General features: G+C 70.6%; 3 protein-coding genes. 2 read left to right on the top strand and 1 reads right to left on the bottom strand.

Features of this window, described 5'->3' with window-relative positions; all coding sequences use genetic code 11:
* Window positions 1-621: alpha/beta hydrolase (locus tag AB0M20_RS34935; RefSeq protein ID WP_364304701.1), on the bottom strand; the 621-nt coding region annotated here is incomplete at its 3' end.
* A gap of 168 nt (window positions 622-789) precedes the next feature.
* On the opposite strand from AB0M20_RS34935, the gene AB0M20_RS34930 reads away from it, so the two are divergent.
* Together AB0M20_RS34930 and AB0M20_RS34925 are read left to right on the top strand one after the other, a co-directional pair.
* Complete coding sequence (locus AB0M20_RS34930; protein ID WP_364304699.1) at window positions 790-1,779, top strand: hypothetical protein; 990 nt, start codon at window positions 790-792, stop codon at window positions 1,777-1,779.
* Window positions 1,780-1,788: 9 nt separating this feature from the next.
* Window positions 1,789-3,061, top strand: a 1,273-nt coding sequence (locus tag AB0M20_RS34925; RefSeq protein ID WP_364304697.1) for a cryptochrome/photolyase family protein, incomplete at its 3' end; no start/stop codon positions are given.

Genomic DNA, 3,061 nt, shown 5'->3' with positions numbered 1-3,061 from the left:
GGTGCGCAGGCGCGGCAGATCGGCGCGGTTGTCGGAGGTGAAGGTGGCCCGGGCGAACCGGCGGGCGATCTCGGGATCGGTGCGGCAGAAGCTGTTGGTCAGCTCCGCGCCGAGCTCGGGACGGTCCGGATTCCCCATGATCACCGGCGCCATCGCGCTGGACCAGCCGAGATAGTTGCTGTCCAGGGAGTCGAGCATCTCCTCGAGGTCGCTGCGCTCGAAGCCGCCCACGTACCCCTCGTCGTTCAGGTACCTCGGCGACGGGCAGACCAGGACCATCTTGGCGAACCGTTCGGGCTCGCGCACCGCCGCCAGCAGGCCGATCATCGAGCTGACCGAATGCCCGACGAAGATCACGTCGTGCAGGTCGTGCTCGTGGATGATCTCCAGCACGTCGGTGGCGTATCCGTCCAGCGTGGCGTACTTGTCCTCGTCGTAGGCGGACAGGTCGGACCGGCCGCTGCCGACCTGGTCGAACAGGACCACCTTGTACGAGTCGGTGAAGGCCGGTGTGACATAGCGCCACATGTTCTGGTCACAGCCATAACCATGGACGAACATCATCGGCTGACCGGATGCATTACCGGTCACGGTGACGGCATTTCTCTCGGTCGTATTCATCTCGGGGTCACCTTACGACTCCGGAGCGTCCTGCACATCGCCCCCGTTGTCCGCCGTTCGTGAACCGCTATCCGGTTTCACTCGTGATCAGAGGTGGCAGACCGCCTCTAACCTGGGATTCGGTCCGTTGCCCCAGGGCCGGCTCGTCCGCGCGAGAAAGGTTCCTCGATGCCCGAACCCCGACCGCCCGACCCGACCCGGGTCGAGACCGGGGATGGCGACCCGTCGACGGTGGACGCCCCGGTGCGCTGGAGCGGGTCCGCCGCGGTGGTTCCGCCGGAGCCCCGGCGGCCGCGGTGGCGGCTCAGGCGGACGGAACACACCGAACACACAGGGCCGGAGGACGACCGGGAGACCATCCCGGCGGTCGACCCGTGGGCCGGCCAGGATCTGCACGACACGCCGTGGGACCCGATGCAGCTACCGCCGGCGCCGGAGCCGATGCCGCCGACGCGGGTCGAGGCGCCGGCCCCGCAGCCGTCGCCGCCGCCCGCACCGCAGCCGTCGCCCCCGCCCGCAAAGCCCGCACCAACGCTGCCCCCGGAGTACGCGCAGCGCTACCTCACCGAGCGCGGGCCGCGCTACCAGGAGCGCCCACTCCCACCGCCGGCGCCGCCGCGGATGCGCCGCCGGCCGCTGCGCAGGTTTCTCCGGCGTCTGCTGCTGCTGATCGTGCTCGCCGTCCTGGCCTACTTCCTGTGGCCGGTGTTCCAGCAGGTCAACGTGTCCGCGATCCTGCCGGACTCGGTCGCCGACCTCAGCCTGCGGGACGACGGAGCGAGCCGGCGCGCCACCGAGCGCCTGCGGGACGAGCTCGGCGGCGGCGAGGCGTTCGCCGGGGTCTACGGCGACGGCGACGGCAAGCGGGTCACCGTCTTCGGCACCACCGGAACGCGACTCACCCCGAAGGCCGATCTGACGGCGCAGATCGAGCAGCTCGGCACCGATTACGACCTGCGCGACGTGCAGTCCTTCGACCTGGGCGAGCTCGGCGCGCATGAGCGCTGCGGCGTCGGCAAGGCCGGGCGCAACACGGTCGTGGTGTGCGCGTGGGCCGACCACGGCAGCCTGGCCACCGTGCTGCTGACCAGGCGTTCCGTGGCCGACAGCGCCGATCTCACGGCGAATCTGCGGGATGCGGTGCTGCAGCGCGGGTAGTCAGGTCTCATGACGCGACGCTGGCTTTTCGCCGACCAGCTCGGCCCGCACTTCCTGGACGCCCCCGGCCAGCCGGTGCTGCTGATCGAGTCGAAGGCGGTGTTCCGGCGCCGGCGCTTCCACCGGCAGAAGGCGCATCTGATCCTCTCGGCGCTCCGCCATCGCGCCGCCGAGCTGGGCGACCAGGCACGGTTCGTGCGGTCCGAGACCTACGCGGAAGCCGTCGGGGCGGACGTCAGCGTCTGCCACCCGACGTCGAGGAAGGCGCGCGACCTGGTGCGGCGCCTCGACGTCACCGTCCTGCCGCCGAGAGGCTTCGTGACCGCCCCCGAGGACTTCACGAAGTGGGCCGGCGGGCGGAAGAGCCTGCGGATGGAGGACTTCTATCGCGACGCCCGGCGCCGCCACGACGTGCTGATGGACGGTGCCGAGCCGGTCGGCGGGCGATGGAACTACGACGACGAGAACCGGGAGCCGCCGCCGCGCTCCTCGGCGCTGGGCGTGCCGGCGCCCCCGGAGATCGTCGAGGACGAGATCGACCAGCAGGTCCGCGCCGACCTCGATCGCTGGGAGCGCGAGGACGGCATCGAGTTCCTCGGCAACGATGGCCCTCGGCTGTTCCCGGCGACCAGGCGCGAGGCGCTGGCCCGGCTGCGGCACTTCGTCGAGCACCGGCTGCCGTCCTTCGGCCCGTACGAGGACGCGATGCTGACCGGCGACCCGTGGATGGCGCACAGCATGCTCTCCGCGCCGCTCAACCTGGGCCTGCTCGACCCGCTCGAGATCGTCCACCGGGTCGAGGACGCGTTCCGCGAGGGGCAGGCCCCGCTGGCCGGCGCGGAGGGGTTCATCCGGCAGATCATCGGCTGGCGGGACTTCGTCTGGCACCTGTACTGGTATTTCGAGCCGTCCTACCGGCGCCAGAACGAGCTCGGCGCCACCGGCAGCCTGCCGAAGTGGTTCGCCGAGCTGGACGGCGACGCGGTGGACGCGGCCTGTCTGTCGGACGTGCTGAGCGGCGTCCGCGATCGCGGCTGGGTGCATCACATCCCGCGGCTGATGGTGCTCGGCAACTACGCGATGCAGCGGGGCTGGCGGCCGGCCGCGATGTCCGACTGGTTCCACCGGGCCTTCGTCGACGGCTACGAGTGGGTGATGACGGCGAACGTGATCGGGATGAGCCAGTTCGCCGACGCCGGCCGGATGAGCACCAAGCCGTACGCGGGCGGCGGCGCCTACATCAACCGGATGAGCGACTATACTGGTCAAAAAAACATCCTAG

Origin of the sequence: Actinoplanes sp. NPDC051633 (genome assembly GCF_040681735.1) — a bacterium.
Taxonomy (GTDB): domain Bacteria; phylum Actinomycetota; class Actinomycetes; order Mycobacteriales; family Micromonosporaceae; genus Actinoplanes.
Note: the sequence above shows the minus strand (reverse complement) of the source record. Positions and strands in the feature narration are given on the sequence as shown.